At 39.8% G+C, this 16,462-nt stretch carries 16 protein-coding genes; 11 read left to right on the top strand and 5 right to left on the bottom strand.

What is annotated here, in order from left to right:
* Positions 1-22: 22 nt before the first annotated feature.
* Together truC and ACJAT7_RS04180 are read right to left on the bottom strand one after the other, a co-directional pair.
* Complete coding sequence (gene truC, locus ACJAT7_RS04185) at positions 23-835, bottom strand: tRNA pseudouridine(65) synthase TruC (protein ID WP_415225543.1); 813 nt, start codon at positions 833-835, stop codon at positions 23-25.
* A gap of 4 nt (positions 836-839) precedes the next feature.
* Entirely contained in the window at positions 840-1,205 is a 366-nt protein-coding gene (locus tag ACJAT7_RS04180; RefSeq protein WP_415225542.1) for a YqcC family protein, read from the bottom strand.
* A gap of 177 nt (positions 1,206-1,382) precedes the next feature.
* Between ACJAT7_RS04180 and ACJAT7_RS04175 the strand changes: the two genes are divergently transcribed.
* From ACJAT7_RS04175 to ACJAT7_RS04145, 7 genes are all read left to right on the top strand, one after another.
* On the top strand, positions 1,383-2,438 hold the full coding sequence (locus tag ACJAT7_RS04175) for a DUF3549 family protein (protein WP_415225541.1): 1,056 nt from the start codon (positions 1,383-1,385) through the stop codon (positions 2,436-2,438).
* Positions 2,439-2,447: 9 nt separating this feature from the next.
* The gene (locus ACJAT7_RS04170) at positions 2,448-2,762 is read left to right on the top strand and encodes a DUF3301 domain-containing protein (protein WP_415225540.1); all 315 of its coding nucleotides are present in this window, start codon (positions 2,448-2,450) and stop codon (positions 2,760-2,762) included.
* A 25-nt stretch (positions 2,763-2,787) separates the two neighbouring features.
* A complete protein-coding gene (locus ACJAT7_RS04165) occupies positions 2,788-3,114 on the top strand; it encodes a hypothetical protein (protein ID WP_415225539.1) in 327 nt (108 codons plus the stop codon).
* Positions 3,115-3,116: 2 nt separating this feature from the next.
* Complete coding sequence (locus tag ACJAT7_RS04160) at positions 3,117-3,893, top strand: Zn-ribbon-containing protein (RefSeq protein WP_415225538.1); 777 nt, start codon at positions 3,117-3,119, stop codon at positions 3,891-3,893.
* Positions 3,894-3,912: 19 nt separating this feature from the next.
* Positions 3,913-4,407: a CreA family protein gene (locus tag ACJAT7_RS04155; protein ID WP_415225537.1), complete on the top strand. Its 495-nt coding sequence runs from the start codon at positions 3,913-3,915 to the stop codon at positions 4,405-4,407.
* A gap of 878 nt (positions 4,408-5,285) precedes the next feature.
* Positions 5,286-7,004 carry a carbohydrate-binding module family 20 domain-containing protein gene (locus ACJAT7_RS04150; RefSeq protein WP_415225536.1) on the top strand — a complete coding sequence of 573 codons (1,719 nt, stop codon included), beginning with the start codon at positions 5,286-5,288 and terminating at the stop codon, positions 7,002-7,004.
* A 528-nt stretch (positions 7,005-7,532) separates the two neighbouring features.
* Positions 7,533-8,396 (top strand): DUF3014 domain-containing protein, encoded by an 864-nt coding sequence (locus tag ACJAT7_RS04145; protein WP_415225535.1) that lies wholly within the window; start codon positions 7,533-7,535, stop codon positions 8,394-8,396.
* Positions 8,397-8,499: 103 nt separating this feature from the next.
* On the opposite strand, the gene ACJAT7_RS04140 is transcribed toward ACJAT7_RS04145, so the two are convergent.
* Positions 8,500-8,739, bottom strand: coding sequence for a hypothetical protein (locus ACJAT7_RS04140; protein WP_415225534.1), 240 nt, complete (start codon positions 8,737-8,739; stop codon positions 8,500-8,502).
* Between the two features lie 270 nt (positions 8,740-9,009).
* Between ACJAT7_RS04140 and ACJAT7_RS04135 the strand changes: the two genes are divergently transcribed.
* A complete protein-coding gene (locus tag ACJAT7_RS04135; RefSeq protein WP_415225533.1) occupies positions 9,010-10,365 on the top strand; it encodes a magnesium transporter in 1,356 nt (451 codons plus the stop codon).
* Between the two features lie 225 nt (positions 10,366-10,590).
* Here the strand turns inward: ACJAT7_RS04135 and ACJAT7_RS04130 are convergent, their stop codons facing one another.
* On the bottom strand, positions 10,591-11,439 hold the full coding sequence (locus ACJAT7_RS04130) for a LysR family transcriptional regulator (RefSeq protein ID WP_415225532.1): 849 nt from the start codon (positions 11,437-11,439) through the stop codon (positions 10,591-10,593).
* A gap of 161 nt (positions 11,440-11,600) precedes the next feature.
* Here ACJAT7_RS04130 and rimK point away from each other — a divergent pair, with 161 nt between their 5' ends.
* Positions 11,601-12,506 (top strand): 30S ribosomal protein S6--L-glutamate ligase, encoded by a 906-nt coding sequence (gene rimK, locus ACJAT7_RS04125; RefSeq protein ID WP_415225531.1) that lies wholly within the window; start codon positions 11,601-11,603, stop codon positions 12,504-12,506.
* Between the two features lie 99 nt (positions 12,507-12,605).
* On the opposite strand, the gene syd is transcribed toward rimK, so the two are convergent.
* On the bottom strand, positions 12,606-13,160 hold the full coding sequence (syd, locus tag ACJAT7_RS04120; RefSeq protein ID WP_415225530.1) for a SecY-interacting protein: 555 nt from the start codon (positions 13,158-13,160) through the stop codon (positions 12,606-12,608).
* Positions 13,161-13,292: 132 nt separating this feature from the next.
* Between syd and queF the strand changes: the two genes are divergently transcribed.
* Positions 13,293-14,150, top strand: a complete 858-nt coding sequence (gene queF / locus ACJAT7_RS04115; protein WP_415225529.1) for an NADPH-dependent 7-cyano-7-deazaguanine reductase QueF — start codon at positions 13,293-13,295, stop codon at positions 14,148-14,150.
* Positions 14,151-14,161: 11 nt separating this feature from the next.
* Entirely contained in the window at positions 14,162-16,372 is a 2,211-nt protein-coding gene (locus tag ACJAT7_RS04110; RefSeq protein ID WP_415225528.1) for a tetratricopeptide repeat protein, read from the top strand.
* Positions 16,373-16,462: the final 90 nt, after the last annotated feature.

Raw genomic sequence — 16,462 nt, 5'->3', positions numbered from 1 at the left:
TTATTATAGGGTGTGGTAATTGTTAAACGTCCAATTTTAGCGCGATTAATAACGATTGAAAAAAAGCATCTAAGGGCGCATTAATCTCCACTAACTGCCCCGTTTCAGGGTGGTTAAAAGAGAGATAAGCGGCATGTAACAGTAACCGGTGACAGTCAAAGTTATCACGAAACATAGCATTATGTTTACCGTCACCATGGGAAGTATCCCCAACGATAGGATGACGCAGATGTGCCATATGACGACGCAGTTGATGTTTGCGCCCGGTTTTGGGAATCAGTTCCAGCAGACTATAACGCGATGAGTCATAAGGGCGAACCGCAATCGGCAACATGGTTTTTGCCAGGCTGCAATATTGCGTAAATGCCTGTTGCGCAGGTTTATCCTGCTGCGCCTGTTTATCGGCTATTTTATCGAGAATTTCTTTAAGGGGGTAGTCCAGCTCGCCATCTTCTAAGTAACCGCGCACCACGGCCAAATAACGTTTCTCTGTTGTGTGGTTAACAAATTGGTCGCTGATATTTTTTGCACTCACTTTATCCAGCGCAAATAATAAAACACCGGAGGTGGGCCGGTCTAATCGATGCACAGGATAAACATATTGACCAATTTGGTTACGCACTTTTTGCAGTGCAAATTCAGTGGCATGGTAATCTAACCAACTGCGATGCACTAATAAGCCGGAGGGCTTATTGACCGCCACGACAAATTCATCCTGATAAAGAATATCCAGATCGGGACTGCTGGCTGTAATATTAAGATCTTGATCTTCAATTATTTCTGCAAACGCTATCGCTTGACTCTCTGTGGCTTGATTATCTGGATATTCATTCATCTGTTTATTTTACTCTTGCATTTATCAGCAAATCGATGCGGCTAATAATACCCTTGATATCTGTGCTGTTGACAGGCAGAGCTTTAAAATACTCACTTGCCATAGGTAATACAGACATAGACTCCGGTAATGGCAAAGAAAACTGTAATAAGTGACACATTTTATCAATAAAGATAAATTGCAGCCACTGCACAAAGGTTAAGGTATCAATGGCAAAAGGGGCACAACTGCTTAACGCCTGCTCGCTGGGCACGCTGCTCTGCCACAAATTAAGCTGGCGCAATTCCTGCTCTAACTCAGCTAAAAGTTGTAACAGTAGATGGCGATTTTTGCGGCTCCCAGGGGATAATATAAATTCATTTTCTGACATCTATTTTCTCAATTTAGAAAGATCTCTAATATACATAAATTCCTGCCCATATTCATTAACTTGCCCACATTCATTAAGGAGTTGGTAGATACCCGTTATCAATCAATATGCAAAAATGCATTTTGATTGATAACAGGTATAATCACTGTACGTTATGAACAACAAAATTGAATTGCTATGAATATGAATACCCTTACTGACTTTTTACAATCTTCACAATGCCAATGCAGAATTTATGATCTAGGCCGAAAAGTGACTAATATTGCCAATAGCGATTTTAAAAAAATTGAACATAATGAGCAGCCTTACCCCTACCCGATTCAGCAGCACGCTTTTCTGGCGATCACTTTTTGGCAGTTAGCTAAACAAACTGGCAATCAGCAGGACCATTTTATCTGGTTTTTAAAAATGCCGTTAGATGAGCAAGGTTTTCTGAAAATCACTGCGCAAACCAGTTTTATAAAAATGGTAGTGGAAGCGATGGGGAAAGATCTGACCGCCGAGATAGATAAAGCGTTACAGGAGTCCTTAGCAAGTAACCCCTTTATCTTTAAGCCAACGCCTGAAAAACTGGCCCTTTTTAATGCTCGCATCAACGCCGCTTTTATTCGTCCCGCCTCCTCTTTTTATCCCGCCGCAGTAAACTACTTTTCGGGTGCACTAAACTGGAGCAACTGGCAGGAGTTAGGCATCCAGGGTGTGGCAGATATAACCGCGCGGTTAGGCCATGATAATAACCAGAAAAATTTAATCAATGCCCTGCCCCATCTACCTCAGCAACCCTTACAAACATTGGCGTTATGTTTAGAACATCAAGATCAAATAAGCACTGAGTTAGCGGCCGCTATCGCCAAACAGGCAGATCTTGAGCTACAGGCAAATCATCAGGGCAACGCAATTTTATTATTGCGCGCACTGGCCAGTTCCCCCGCCGTCGATATCACCAAAGAACTGTTAGAAAAACAATTTTCCTCTGCCCTTATCTACAATGAGCATTGGTATATAGGTATTGCAGGGCGACTGTGGAATATGCTTGAAGATGAAACCTTACTAAATCGTTTTTTTGAAAGCTTAGCCAACCATCATGCAGCGCTATTTCCGGCACTATTTGCCGATTTGGTGGCGATTCCAGCACTGCGTGATAAAGTGCTAAAACAGTTGCGTTTAAGCGCACGCTCTCCAGCTTTATCAGAGGCGATTGGTATGCTATTTTCCGGCGTGAAAAGCAATTAAGGTACATTTATGACAGATCTACTGTTTATTCTTTTTTCTGTGCTTGGCGGCACGCTTATTTGGAAATTACGTCAACAATCCGAGTATGCCAAGGAGCTGATCACCAACCACTGTTTTAAACTCGACCTGCAACTGCTTTGGGTTGCTCGCTCGAAATTTAATTTAAAATTGGGAGAGAATTTCCTGCAGGCCAGTTTCATTTTTGAATTTAGCAGCGATAACGATAACAGCTATCAAGGCCGTCTGTTTTTATCCGGATTACGTAAACCGCGATTTGAACTGCCTGTTTACCGCTCTGTTGAAGATTTCGATACATTTCATTAATTATTCACCATCAATAAAGGTCCACATGGAAAGAATTATTTTAATTGCACAGCAGCTCAGCAAAGAGGGAAAAGTGCCGAATACCGCATTAATAAAATCGCGTTTACCAAAAAATGTCCCGCTACCTGTGATTATTCAGGGGTTGAAAATGTGGAAAGAAAATCCGCAAAAAGAGATTAATATTGCAAACCTCCCGTCAACGCAGACAGGCAGTGAAGAGAGCATTAATTTTGATGGTTTATTGGATGCAAAAATAAAACAAGCGCTCGCGCCACTGCTTGCTGAAATAGAAAACTTACAAACGCAAGTAAAAAGACTGCAGCAACAACTGACAACACAAGAGCAAGATTAACCGTGTTTATTAAAGAGCTAAGATTTGAGTGTTATCAAAACACTCAGTATGCGATGGTTGAAAGAGCCATTAATAATTACTTGGATATGCTCCGTTATAACGGGCAGATACTCGGACGCGAATTTCCTGTCGCGATGTTTGCCAGCTGGTTTGTGGTACGTTTAGTCTGCCCGGAAGAAAACAGCTTAAATGATATTTTTAATAGCCCGCAGGTAAAACAGGCTTTAAATAGATTAACGGAAGCGGGAATACTCTCGCCTAAAATTAAAACCATTGCAGAAGATCTCAACTCACTGGAATGCGCACAGAACGTTCAGCCGAGCTGGCAGGTTTTATATACCACCTTCTTAGATACCTGTTCACCACTGCGCTGCGGTGAAACGCTTGCGCCTATCCCCCTCTATCGCACGCCAGAGGCGATCAGTAATGGCGATCGCAAAAGCGTCATAAAATGGCAGGAGGAATGGATTAATTGTGATGAACTGCAGATGAATGGCTCCGCTGTTTCCAGTTTTGTTTTAAAAGAGATGGGAGAGGTTGATAGTAAGCTATTTTACCAAGGCAGCAATCTCTGTAAACGCATTGAACAGATAACCAAAGTGCCAACCTATTACTATCTGTACCGCGTAGCAGGAAAAAGTTTACAGGCAGAGCAAGAAAGGAGATGTCCGAGCTGTGGAGGAGAGTGGCGACTGCCCTCGCCACTGTTTGATATTTTCGATTTTAAATGCGACAGCTGCCAACTCGTCTCCAACCTATCTTGGGATTTCAAGAAATAAAAATAGAGGAATATAAATAATGAAGAAAATTAAATTAATCGGGGCATTGATTATTGTTTTAGTGATTGCCTTTTTTGCTTTAAAAAGTTGTTCACAAGATGAAGTCGGTGATGTCAGCCTTGGCATCTTCACCACGCAGGACATTAAAATTAATACGCTTATTGATCCAATCGTCACGGGGGTCACCTGCCACATTGCCAGTATTGAAGCGGATTTAAGCCTCGCAGATCCTTCCGACTCTGCTATCGCCTGTCGTCAGACGGGAGAAATCACCTCTGCAATGATTGCCTCCATTGATAAATCAACATCAGGGGACGTGGTATTTAAGAAATCTAAAAGTATTTTCTTTAAAACGATGAAGATTCGTCGTATTTTTGATGCGGATAATCAAACACTAATGTATGTTTCTTACTCGACTAAAGAAACCTCTGGCAGCTTCAAACACAGCCTGTCCACCGTGCCGTTATGGGGAACTAAAGCGTACGTAGCCCCTGTTGCAAAAGTCGATAAGTAGCCGAAAAACGTAATAGCCAGAATTCCCACGCGCTGCGCGGGAATTCACTTCTCCCTTAATTTATTTAATCCCAATTCAACACCTTAATCTAAGGTAAATAATATCCGTAACCAATACCACTAACCACTTTTGTAACGGCTCCGCACCTACCTCACACCTTTAAAAGATGAACCTATTCTCGTCAATTAGGCTGCCATTTTTTTAACTTCATCACTATCTTCTGCACAAAGAATATTTTCAGCGTAGATTATTTAACAAGGAGAATTAACATCTTATTTTAAAAGAAGTGAAATTTTTCAAAAATTGATTTTTCCCTAACAATCAGCCCTAGATCATGTTTTGTCTGTTCATTTTATACACAAACTTGACTCTAAGAGTTAAATCACTACATTGATGGGGCTGCTCGTTTGTTAATCAAAAAGTTCAAAATAACAGCAATTAATCCGTCGTGGGATATGTACTAATTTCGTAGAAAACTGTTAGATAAATGGTTAAATTGCTGTAATTCACTTTTGTGAAAGCAGCATAGATAACCTTGATTTAATCTTTTCATCCGTTGTTACGCATATAGTGGATCACCAGAAAAAAGTCTATAAAACAATTGCTTAATCTGTTTTATTGGTGGTTCACTGCGGGTTAGAGGAGCATATAAGTAACATGCTCTAAATTAGTCACAAGGATCTGTGATATTGCACTTTCAACAGTGGAACTGTTCAACAATTCAGACGTTACTGGTTTTATCCTTACAACCGGACAGATCTATACGTTGAACGATTCTGATGTTGCTAAAACTTAACTTGGTATAAGTCAGCACTTACACCGAAGAGTTTTCTTTGTGGCACTACAATAAACTTACTAATGGAATAGGTATATAAATAATGAAATTCAAAAAAAACACAAAACTGATTAATGCTTGCCTACTTGGCACCTCATTATCGATTTTCTCTCAATTTGCAAATTCAGATGTTATTTTACATGCTTTCGACTGGCAGTATGCAGACGTCGAAGCGAAGGCCGCTGAAATTGCAGCAATCGGCTACAAAAAAGTATTGGTCTCGCCACCTATTAAATCAGACAGCAACAATAGCGAATGGTGGGCACGTTACCAACCGCAAGATCTACGTGTTATTAACAATTATTTAGGTAATAAACAAACCTTTCAGGCGATGGTTGATGCATTACAAGCACAAGGCGTTGAAACCTATGCTGATATTGTAATTAACCACACGGCAAATGAACGCGGTAACTCGACCTACTTTCCCGGTGACACAGCAACCAACGATTATATCAATAACAGCAGTTACTGGGAGGCGCAAAAACTATTTGGCGACTTGAGTAATGGCTTATATACACCAGGTGATTTCCATGCTGAATTTTGTATCAGTGATTGGACCAACGTATGGGAGTCAATGAACGGCCGCATATGTGGTGGCGATGGGGATCGCGGATTACCAGATTTAGATCCAAATGACAACGTGCGCGATCTACAACGAAGCTACCTACAAGCGTTAAAAAATATGGGCGTGACAGGGTTCCGTATTGATGCAGCAAAACATATGACCACATGGCATATTAACCAGGTATTTACTGATTCAATTAAAGAAGGCATGTATCTCTTTGGTGAAATTATCACAGGTGGGGGCGCGGGTAATGCCGACTACGATACTTTCTTACAGCCTTATTTAAGTGAAACGTCACACAGTGCTTATGACTTCCCGTTATTAAAAACTATGCGTGATGCATTTGATGCAAATGGTAGCTTAACTGCATTAGCAGATCCTAAATCATGGGGCGGAGCGATAGATGGCATGCGTGCTCTGACCTTTACTATCACACATGATATTCCAACCAATGATGGCTTCCGTTACCAAATCATGAGTGAAACTAACGAACATCTTGCTTACGCTTATATTATGGGCCGCCAAGAAGGTGTGCCTATGGTGCTAAGTGATACAACGGGTGTTGATAACGGTCGCTGGGTAGATGACTATAAACAAGATAATATCAAAGCTATGGTCAAGTTTAATAATGGCGTTCAAGGTGCGGGCGAAGAAGTATTATATTCTGACCAATGTACACTTGTTTTCCGTCGTGACCAAAAAGGGTTAGTCGGTATCAATAAGTGTGGATATGAGAAAAATATATCCATTGACAGTGGTAAGTTTGATACAACAAAGAATTATGTTGATGTATTCACAGGCTCAAGCTTCAAAGTCACTAGCAGTAGCTATACGGTCAACATTCCTGCTAGTTCAGCAAGAATGTGGTTAGCAGATGGTGAAGTTGTTATTATTGATCCAACCAACGCAGACGTAAATTTCACTTGTAATAACGGCTATACCAATATGGGCGATAGTGTTTATGTAATAGGTGATCAAACTGAACTGGGCAACTGGCAAGCAGCAAGTGCTATTAAACTAGATCCCACCAGTTACCCTACATGGACAGGTACTATCTCACTTACAGAAAACACTAATATTGCATGGAAATGTATTATCCGTAACGAAATCAACCCGAGTAATGTGATTGAGTGGCAGTCCGGTGCTGATAACACAGTTAACACTGGCACTGGCGCATCAACAACCGGTAGCTTTTAATCGGTAATATTGTCACCATTAGCAGTTAATGGCACACACAAAAAATAACCTTAAAACCAGCTTTCTCTGCTGGTTTTTTTATTTGATTACGATGCAGAGGTGGTAAAAAAAATGTTCGTCATAAAGAATATTGCGTTCTGAATTAAGTGATCGAGTAAAAAATGGATAACCATTTAAGGTATTAACTGCTTTTATTTACACTTACCGATAAAATATTAATGAAGTCAATCGATCGAAATATTATTATGCTACCTCTTGCTCTATCATCAGGGCGAAGATCTTCATCTTCAAGTAGTTGGGGTATAACAGCATGTATTGAATGTGAAAAATTTTGATCCGCTGATTTAAAAAAGAAAACAAAAGAAATCATTGATAAAGGTTATACTGCGTTATTTGCTGCAGTCAAAAATGACGTTATGCTCCTTAGCAGATAACTTAACTAAAGATTTCTCACTGGCCGCTATTTTGAACAGATACGCTGATAATAAAAAGTACGGTAATCAGATATAAATATTTCGAGGAAAGACAATGCAAAAGAATAAAGCAAAAACAAACAGCAACGCTAAGCTAATTTTTACCGTTATTACGCTCGCTATTATCTTTGCCGGAACTTATTTTTATATCAGCAACCAACAGACGCCTCTCCCTGTGATAGAGCCGATGCCAGTTCCAATCCCCGCCATTGAAGAGGCGCAGCCTGTTGCTCCCGAAATTGTTAAGCCATTACCCCCGGCAGAGTTACCTGTAGAGCCGGAGCAGATTATTGACCCAGACAGCGAAGTTGAGACCGCGAATCCACTTCCCTCGTTGAATGATTCAGATGCCATGGTGTTCGCATCCACCGAGCAACTGTCACCGTTACCAAACTATACAAATTTATTAACCACCACTAACATTATTCGGAATTTCGTCGTCTTTATTGATAATCTTTCCAGAGGTGAATTACTAACAAAATACAGCCCGTTAACTAAACCAATCGAGCCATTTAGTGTCGTTAAAATTGATAATGAGATTTACCTTAACGAAGAAAGCTACCACCGTTATGACTTGTATGTCGATATTATAAACAGCATTGATATTGACTTCGCGATCGACCAATACCGCACATTAAAACCTTTGTTTAATGAGGCTTATCAAGAGCTTGGCTATGCAGAAAATGAATTCGATGCAACATTGTATGATGCAATAGAAATGGTACTCAACGCCCCTATTGTTCGAGAGCCGATTAAATTAGTGGCACCATCCGCTATGTATAAATTTGCCGAAGCTGAATTAGAAGCACTGCCATCAGCAGATAAACTAATGATTCGAATGGGCCCTGATAACATACTCAAATTAAGAGTGAAACTACAAGAGTTTCAGATAGCATTAGAAGGCTTGTCTAAGCAGTAGTGAGTCACTGCCGTTAGCTATGCTAACGGCACTTGCTTTTAGTTCGCAGAATTAACCTCAACGCAATTTGCATAGCGCATACGCGGTAAATTTATTTCAAGCTTTAATCCCAATCATCAAACAAGAAATCATGTTCTTTTCTCTCTCTTATTCTTTCAAGTTGGCTCTCTATCTTTTCTTTAATCAATCGTTTGTTTCTGTTTTTATTGCGCACTTTTTGCGCACTGGATTCATCGCCACCGATAACCAATTCAAGATCAGCTAAATCTTGGCTATAAACACTAGCGTCATCGTCAATAGCTAGGTTAAAATCAGATCCATGCTGACTTTTAGTAATATTCATTTAGCGCCTCTATATAGCAGAATTTAGTGAATAATCAGGCTTTAGCGCTGGAATAAAAAGCAAAAAATTTTGCTCTTAGTGATGAATTTTTTTTGTTAACAAACCGATTTACAATTAAGACTTTTCAAGAGCATATATACTCATGTTACTTCGAGATGCAAAATCAGCATCCAGTTGCTGGGCAATTGTACCGCTGCGGATAAAACCTAATCCGTTAGCGCATTTTATTTATAACCGTAGAAGCCTTTAATATTCTACCGGAGAACAGCTATGTCATTTGAAAATATACCTTTTTTCATTGAAGAACTAAATAATATTGAAAATGAATCGAGATTCTCAGAGGTTATAACGCAGCTGGAAGATAGTTTATCTTTTGAACAAATTGCCGTCCTATTAGAAGCATTTCCAATCCCATTAAGAAAATCGATTTGGCAATCAATAACAACGGAAGTGCAGCAGCAAGTTTTTCTTGAAATGCGCACTGAATCAAGACAGCTGCTCTTAAACGCCTGTGATGATTTTGAATGTTTTCCGTTATTTGAAAAGCTTGATGCCGATGAACTGTTAGATCTTTCAGAAAATCTAAGTGATCGTTTTGTTGATTATGCTGTGTCTAAAATGACCGCCAAACAACGCGGGTTATTTAAGCGATCCCAGGAGTACTCAACAGAAGAGGTGGGTCACTGGCAAAGCTATGATGATATACAGGTGCCTGAACGGGTAAAAGTTTCAGCGGCTAAAAAGATTTGCTCAAAAGTATTACCGCCTCTCTCAGAAGCTTTTTATATCACCAGAACAGATGCGACACTGATTGGCGAAATGGCGATTGCCAGCATAATAGCAATTGACAATGACTGTCCGATAGCAAGCCTTGTCGATGCAACTTATGAAGCAAATAATGAAGCAATAGAAACAACTGAGAACATTTATACTGCGATTAATAAGGTGATTGCCTCCGGTAAAGCTGCCTTACCTGTTATCGACAGTTCAGGCTTTCTCACCGGCAGGTTAGACCTGCATCAGGCCTATAAAATAAAAGAGCAGCAAAAAGAGACGCAGTTGATTCAACTAGCAGGTTTAGTGGAAGAGGAAGATCTTTTTTCAAATATCTGGAGAAGCAGTAAGAACCGAGCTGTCTGGTTGGGCATTAATCTTATAACTGCGTTTTTAGCATCTTGGTTTATTGGCCGATTTGAAGGCACATTACAGCAGGTTGTCGCACTGGCTGTGTTAATGCCGATTGTTGCATCAATGGGGGGGATTTCAGGCAGTCAGACACTGACGCTTATTATTCGCGGGCTTGCACTCGGACAAATAACAGAGGCGAATCAAAAAGCGATTGTCACTAAAGAGCTGAAAGTAGGCTGCATCAACGGCCTGCTATGGGCAAGCGTGATAGCGACTCTCACTTATCTATGGTTTGCAAATCCGCTATTGTCGTTAGCTATTTTTTTCGCAATACTGGGCAATATTATCATCGCCTCATTTTCAGGTGTTTGGGTTCCTTGGCTACTAGACAAACTAAAAATAGATCCCGCATTAGCAGCTTCAGTTATATTAACCACAGTGACCGATATCTTTGGATTTGTTACCTTTTTAGGTTTAGGCAGCCTGCTTCTCACTTAATACCAAATCCACTAATTTTCTATTCATTTATGCTTGTTAAAATGAATGCTAGCTGACATAAAACTATGTTTTAGTCTTTGTTGTTTATTTTGCAATTAGAACAAATAGTTACTGCAATCAACGTCTTGCTTTCATCCATTTTTCCGGTGCCTAAATAGATCACCTAATTAATGGAATTGGTATAACTCGAAATACTTTCGTTCTAAATAAAAGTATTTTAAAAAGTTAAAAATCCACATCGGGAAAGTACTGAATAGCCTGAGCGATCACTTTCGCTTTATGACTTTTAGATAAATAGATGGCAAATACCTCGCGAAAATATACTGGCGCATCTTCAATAAGGTAAAGTTTCTTGTTTTGGAGATGCTCAAATACCATCTGCCGCGGCAGATAAGCACTACCACCCGCTTCTAAGATATATTCTAAAGCAACTCTGGGCTGATCTATAAAATGTTTTGCCGGCGGCGAATTTTTGAACTCGCGCATATGCTGCGCGTTTACCGATGCGCCATAATCAACCATTACATAATTATTTAAATTTTGCTCCGTTATATTAAACCCCGGCTCACTAGAGACAAGATGTAACGGGATAGTCGCCACTTTTTCTGTGACCAGCTCTTCTACAAACGGCGGCTCAAATAAAAAAGCGATATCAATGACACCGTTTAAAACAGTTTTTCGTAGTTCAAGTGGTGAATAGGTGTTGGTTAAGAGACTAATATCTTCCATATTGTGATGTATTTTTTGTAACCAGTTTTGTAAAATAATATCCCAAATGGACATTATTGACCCTATCACTAATTGTAAAGCGTTCTGATCTGTCATACCTACATCTTGTTTCGCTTTTTGCCACATAAAAAGAATTTCATTGGCATGCTTAATTAAACGATGTCCTTCAGGTGTCAACTTGAGATGTTTCTGGCGACGATCAAATAACAATACACCTAAATCATCCTCTAGAAGCTTAATCCTCGCACTCACTGCCGATTGTGTAATAAATAAGGATTCTGATGCTAAGCGGAAATGCAGGGTTCGACTCACTTCCAAAAATGTTCTAAGTAATTCAATTTTCATCTGATAGCAACTCTCGTGTAATCAATTATTTTTATTAAACAAGGGGGAATAATGATTTTTATTGTACATATATTTTTATATACACTCCAAAATTAATTAGCCGGATCTATAATAAAAAAGGTCTAAATTAATCCCAAAGCATCTATTAATAAGGAACAAATATGAAAATAGCAATATTAACCATAGAGCCCAACTCATACTCAATCCAAAGATTAAAAGCGGAGGGTGAAGATCACGGACACGAAGTGGATGTGATCGACACACTACATTGCTATATGGATATAACATCCAGCCGTCCGACTGTCCGTTACCATGGTCAAGAGCTGCCACGCTATGATGCAGTTATTCCGCGCATTAGTGCAGCAATCATGTTTTATGGCACAGCAGTCGCGCGTCAATTTGAAGTGATGGGCACATTCAATGTTAATGAGTCTGTTGCTATTAGCCGTTCTCGCGATAAATTACGTTCGTTGCAATTATTGTCAAGAAAAGGGATCGGTTTACCCAGAACGGGGTTTGCCAATAAACCAGATGATATTAAAGATTTGATTCGAAATGTGGGCGGCGCCCCTGTGGTAATAAAGTTACTCGAAGGCACACAGGGGATCGGCGTAGTATTAGCGGGCACTGCAAAAGCGGCAGAAAGCATTATCGAAGCATTTATGGGGTTGCAGGCAAATATCTTAGTACAGGAATTTATTAAGGAAGCAAATGGTGCTGCTATCCGCTGTCTGATCGTTGGAGGTAAGGTGGTTGCGGCGATGAAGCGTCAATCTTCTGAAGGCGATTTCCGCTCCAACCTGCATCTAAGCAACACAGCTGAAGTTTTCAAATTATCTAAAAGCGAACGTGAAACAGCAATAAAAGCCGCCAAGGTAATAGGGCTAAATCTCTGCTCGGTTGATTTGCTGCAGTCTAAAAATGGCCCGATGGTGATCGAGGTTAATTCATCGCCAGGGTTACAAGCAATTGAGAAGGCAACGGGCAAAAATGTGGCGGCGATGGTGATTAAATTTATAGAAAAAAATGCCAAACCCAACAGTAATAAAACCCATGGACAGGGCTGAGAAATACAACGCTTAGTACGCTGCTTTTGTGCCCAGAAGCAGCGGAAAGCGTATTACCATCAAAGACCCTCTTGAAGGAATAACAATCAATCTGTGGCTCTACTCTAAAATAACGGGCACCAGCTGCGCTAAAAAATCCGTTAAATTTTCAGCAAGTATTGCGTCTTGCCCTTTCCCCAAGGTTTCTAACTGCACTTGCCCTGTTTCATTCGCTATCGAGATAATCTGCATCTCATCACTGCAACTGGCAATAAACATCGAAGCTGGTTCTTTTAACCGTTTTTGCATCATAAAATGAGCAATCATATTCGTTTGCAACAGTTTAAAGTCATCTTCATTCCAAGCCTGAATTAAGGTGATTGGATGATCGGAAAATAGGCACGGAACAGAATCGGCATAGGCGCTGCAAAAAAAATCGCTAATACTTGGGTGAAGTTTTATCTCCAGTGCCTGCTCTATATTGCTGAGATCCAATGACGGTTCCCGTTTGACAGCGGACCACTCAATTTTACCGTCTTTCACGTCACCTACCTGGCAGGGTGAAATCCACTCTGAATCAAAAATCTGCATAGGTAATGATTGTTTCTGCTGCTGCCAAAGTGCCTGTTGGCGCTCAAAAAGCGCAAATAGTTGTGCTTGTATTGTGTTATTCATTGCTCGAATTATTCTACATTTTGGGTACAATGGAGCTATTATACACAAACTGCTTTAATATGCAGATCTGCGCATCTTCAACTAGCTTGAGTATAAATTTGTCTTTCTTAAAAAATATAAAAGCTAATAAATATGACTCAGAAATCACCCTACGACCAAGCGTTCGCCTTACAAAACCTTTCTCTTGGCAAAGCGACAGAATATAAAAGCATTTACGACGCCAGTTTGCTACAAGGCGTACCGCGCAGTTTAAACCGCAAAGAATTAGCACTGAGCGCAGACAATCTGCCCTTTTTTGGGTTTGATTTGTGGAATATTTACGAGCTATCTTGGTTAAACAGCAAAGGAAAACCTGTGGTTGCAACCGGCGTTGTTAAAGTGCCTTTTGACAGTGACAATTTAATTGAATCGAAATCATTTAAGCTATATTTAAACAGTTTTAACCAGACTAAATTTTCCTCTCTTGATGACGTACAAAAAACATTAACTGCCGATCTGTCAAAATGTGCAAATAAAGCGGTGAGTGTTGAACTTAATGGCAACTTAGATAAGTTCGCAGATAAGCTTGGTACATTCGATGGCACATGTTTAGATGAGTTAGATATCGAAATAGATAACTACCAGTTAACCGCTAACTACCTGCAGGGTATCTGTTCGGCAGTGACAGTGACAGAAACCTTATATTCGCACCTGTTAAAATCCAACTGCCTGATCACCAGTCAACCAGACTGGGGAACTGTTGAAATCAGCTATACGGGTAAAAAACTGGACAGAGAAAAATTACTGCGTTATTTGATCTCCTTCCGCCAACATAATGAATTTCATGAGCAGTGTGTCGAGAGGATCTATTGCGACATCATGAAATTTGCACAAATAGATTCGCTTTCTGTATACGCACGTTATACTCGCCGAGGCGGTTTAGACATCAACCCATTACGCACCACAGAAAATAGCGGTGTAATTAATAATCTTCGTTTACTACGACAATAAAAAACAGGTTTATGAAATATATTGGTTTATACATTGGTCCGATCGTTGCGCTGATTTTATTACACGTTAGTTTATCGGCCTTCGCGATAGAATTAATTGATGTAAAGGTGCCGGTAACGCTCAAGAAAGCGTATGACGTACGCTATAACGATCCGCTAAACTGCGTGGAAGCAACCAGCCAATATATTATTCAACAAAAGTCATTTAATGTTAATTCGAAGGGCATTATCGAAGAAAGGCCGCCAGCGAGGCCAATCTATCCATTCCCAATGCAGTTACTGGCTTTTTGCTATGCACAAATTGAGGATTATGCGAACGCCCTAAATTTACTACAGCCCTTATTAAAAAATTCGAATGTATCAAGTGATGATATAAGAACTTTAAATATGATTGCATTAGATATCCCTGAAGAGGCGCGTCCGCAATTCAGCAATCTATCATTACTAAAAATGCTATCTGCCACAGAGGCTAGCATTCAAAAAACACCATTAACGGATTCTCTCAATTTAGCCATTACACTGCAATTCGCTATCAGCAAATTATCTTTACAAGAAAACCATTATAGCAATGCACTGAGTGCATTGGAAAAAGCAAAAAAAGAGATACAAGGAAACCCAAATATAGAATTACATGCTTGGCTGGCTTACTATTACGGTCTTTATTATGACCAAATCAATCAACCACAATTAGCGGCCTCCTCTTTTCTATTAGCCAATCAATTAGCTAATAAGCACGCTTTTATTGAACTAAGTGGACAAGCTAAACGTAGCATTGCCAATCTATATCAAAAAAAATATCGTTTTACGACAGCGCTTGAGTTTACCAAACAGAGCATCGAGCTTTATCTGGGCACTGAAAACAAAGTCAAACAAGCCGAAAGCTTAATTCAATTTGCGGTTTTAAAACGCCAAAACAATGAAAACAACCAAGCGCTTATTTACCTGTTTAATGCATTAGAGTTGATTGAAAACAATAAACACAGTGATCTGCTCGCCCACGTATACCTTGAGATTGGTCGAACCTATTTAGCCACTAAAAACGCAGATAGAAGCAACAGTGAATTAGCGCTCGCTCAAAAATATTTACAAAATGCACGTTTTCATTTTGCTCACTTAAATAAACCACGTTATCAAATAGAAAGCTTACTGCTGCTCGCACAATTAAATATTATTAGTAAAGATCCGGCACTGGCAATTTTACAGCTAGAAAAAGTATTGCAGCTTTCAACCAATAACTATCTTTCTTTACGTGTACAAGCTTTTGAGATGCTGGCATTAAGTTATGAAATAACCGGTGACCTCCAGCAAGCAATTTTACATTTCAAAAACTTCCATGCATTGCAAAATCGCATTAAAGAACACCTGTTTGAATTACAGCAGTTACAAATCAGTGAACAACTGGAGCTATTTGAAAAAACCCAGCAACAGGAGCAGCTGGAAATTGAAAACACACAACTGCAAATAGCAACAGATCGCTTTAAAACGCTTACCTATAGCTCAATGAGTTTGCTCACCCTAGTGAGCATGCTGCTTTGTTACGCATACATCGCCAATAAAAAACTCAGCAATGCTGATAAACTTGCTCAGCAACAACTTGCAGTTCATCCCCGGAGCAAACTGCCTCTGCAATACGCCGACAGTAACCAGTTTGCCGCTATCTATCGCGGCGAGCCTCTCTATTACGCTTTGGTCCAGATCCCTTTCCTAGCACGGATAAATGAATTGCTGGGTATTGACAATGCAACAAAAATAGAAGAAAAGATGGGCGAGGCCCTAAAAATATATTTCACTTCGAGCGTGGATATTTTTCAGCTGCGCGATAACCAGATTTTATTCATCAGTAAACAAACAGAGCATCAAAATGCAGGAAATTTCGCCACAAAAATAGAGCAATTTTTTACGGCGTTCAGCGCAAAATATCACCTGCCAAACACAGTTTCTTGCGGTATTGTTACTTTCCCGTTTTTAAATAATGCAAGCCGCGCAATCACCCCTAGCCGTATCTTAAATTTAAGTAGTTTAGCGCTATTTGCAGCCAGTCAAATTAGAGAAGTGAAACAACAAAATAGCTGGGTTGAATTGTATGCCATTGATAATTTGCAACCTGCGTTCTTTGATGGGAATTTATGGATATTGGGTCAAGCAGCCATAGATAAGGGCTTAGTCAAAATCAAAAGCAGTCATACAGACTATGTAATTAATTGGCTAAAACTTGATAACTAACCCATTTCAGGTGCGCTTTTCAAGGTTATACTTGCACTCTTAATAATAAAAATCGATAATACTCAACAGCTCAACTCTTTAATTGGAATA

The sequence above is a fragment of the Psychromonas sp. genome (genome assembly GCF_047632995.1).
In the GTDB taxonomy this organism is placed as follows: Bacteria; Pseudomonadota; Gammaproteobacteria; order Enterobacterales; family Psychromonadaceae; genus Psychromonas.
This window is presented reverse-complemented; position numbering and strand designations above follow the sequence as displayed.

Coding starts and splice junctions, on each gene's coding strand:
- truC (WP_415225543.1), bottom strand. CDS start 835: ATGAATGAATATCCAGATAATCAAGCCACAGAGAGTCAAGCGATAGCG.
- ACJAT7_RS04180 (WP_415225542.1), bottom strand. CDS start 1,205: ATGTCAGAAAATGAATTTATATTATCCCCTGGGAGCCGCAAAAATCGC.
- ACJAT7_RS04175 (WP_415225541.1), top strand. CDS start 1,383: ATGAATATGAATACCCTTACTGACTTTTTACAATCTTCACAATGCCAA.
- ACJAT7_RS04170 (WP_415225540.1), top strand. CDS start 2,448: ATGACAGATCTACTGTTTATTCTTTTTTCTGTGCTTGGCGGCACGCTT.
- ACJAT7_RS04165 (WP_415225539.1), top strand. CDS start 2,788: ATGGAAAGAATTATTTTAATTGCACAGCAGCTCAGCAAAGAGGGAAAA.
- ACJAT7_RS04155 (WP_415225537.1), top strand. CDS start 3,913: ATGAAGAAAATTAAATTAATCGGGGCATTGATTATTGTTTTAGTGATT.
- ACJAT7_RS04150 (WP_415225536.1), top strand. CDS start 5,286: ATGAAATTCAAAAAAAACACAAAACTGATTAATGCTTGCCTACTTGGC.
- ACJAT7_RS04145 (WP_415225535.1), top strand. CDS start 7,533: ATGCAAAAGAATAAAGCAAAAACAAACAGCAACGCTAAGCTAATTTTT.
- ACJAT7_RS04140 (WP_415225534.1), bottom strand. CDS start 8,739: ATGAATATTACTAAAAGTCAGCATGGATCTGATTTTAACCTAGCTATT.
- ACJAT7_RS04135 (WP_415225533.1), top strand. CDS start 9,010: ATGTCATTTGAAAATATACCTTTTTTCATTGAAGAACTAAATAATATT.
- ACJAT7_RS04130 (WP_415225532.1), bottom strand. CDS start 11,439: ATGAAAATTGAATTACTTAGAACATTTTTGGAAGTGAGTCGAACCCTG.
- rimK (WP_415225531.1), top strand. CDS start 11,601: ATGAAAATAGCAATATTAACCATAGAGCCCAACTCATACTCAATCCAA.
- syd (WP_415225530.1), bottom strand. CDS start 13,160: ATGAATAACACAATACAAGCACAACTATTTGCGCTTTTTGAGCGCCAA.
- queF (WP_415225529.1), top strand. CDS start 13,293: ATGACTCAGAAATCACCCTACGACCAAGCGTTCGCCTTACAAAACCTT.
- ACJAT7_RS04110 (WP_415225528.1), top strand. CDS start 14,162: ATGAAATATATTGGTTTATACATTGGTCCGATCGTTGCGCTGATTTTA.